Genomic DNA, 896 nt, shown 5'->3' on the forward strand with positions numbered 1-896 from the left:
CCTTAGCCCTTGATCGCTTCGACCAGGGTCTCACCCAGCAGCGAGGGGCTGGCCGAGACCTTGATGCCGGCCGCTTCCATGGCCGCGATCTTGTCCTCGGCGCCGCCCTGGCCGCCCGAGACGATGGCACCGGCGTGGCCCATGCGGCGGCCCGGAGGCGCCGTGCGGCCCGCGATGAAGCCGGCCATCGGCTTCTTGCGGCCCTTCTTGGCCTCGTCCTGCAGGAACTGGGCGGCTTCTTCCTCGGCGCTGCCGCCGATTTCACCGATCATGATGATCGACTTGGTTTCATCGTCGGCCAGGAACAGCTCCAGCACGTCGATGAAGTTGGTGCCGTTGACCGGGTCGCCGCCGATGCCGACAGCGGTGGTCTGGCCCAGACCGATGTTCGAGGTCTGGAACACGGCTTCATAGGTCAGCGTGCCCGAGCGCGAGACCACGCCGACCGAACCCTTCTTGAAGATGTTGGCGGGCATGATGCCGATCTTGCACTCGCCGGGCGTCAGCAGGCCGGGGCAGTTCGGGCCGATCAGGCGCGAGCTGGAACCGGCCAGAGCGCGCTTCACGCGGACCATGTCGGCCACGGGGATGCCCTCGGTGATGGCCACGATCAGCTCGATCTTGGCGTCGATGGCTTCCAGGATCGAGTCCGCGGCGAACGGTGGCGGCACGTAGATGACCGAGGCGGTCGCGCCCGAAACGGCCTTGGCTTCGGCCACGGTGTTCCAGATCGGCAGGCCGGTCTCGTCATGGGTGGTGCCGCCCTTGCCGGGGGTCACGCCGCCGACCATCTGGGTGCCGTAAGCCAGCGCCTGCTGGGTGTGGAAGGTGCCGGTCTTGCCGGTCATGCCCTGGGTGATGACCTTGGTGTTCTTGTCAATAAGGATCGACATGGA

Annotated in this window: 1 protein-coding gene; it reads right to left on the reverse strand. The window is 66.7% G+C overall.

The window, feature by feature from the left end; translation table 11 throughout:
- Positions 1-2: 2 nt before the first annotated feature.
- On the reverse strand, positions 3-893 hold the full coding sequence (gene sucD / locus SR3_RS30305; protein ID WP_068095151.1) for a succinate--CoA ligase subunit alpha: 891 nt from the start codon (positions 891-893) through the stop codon (positions 3-5).
- Positions 894-896 lie beyond the last annotated feature (3 nt).

Origin of the sequence: Novosphingobium rosa NBRC 15208, from assembly GCF_001598555.1 — a bacterium.
Taxonomy (GTDB): domain Bacteria; phylum Pseudomonadota; class Alphaproteobacteria; order Sphingomonadales; family Sphingomonadaceae; genus Novosphingobium; species Novosphingobium rosa.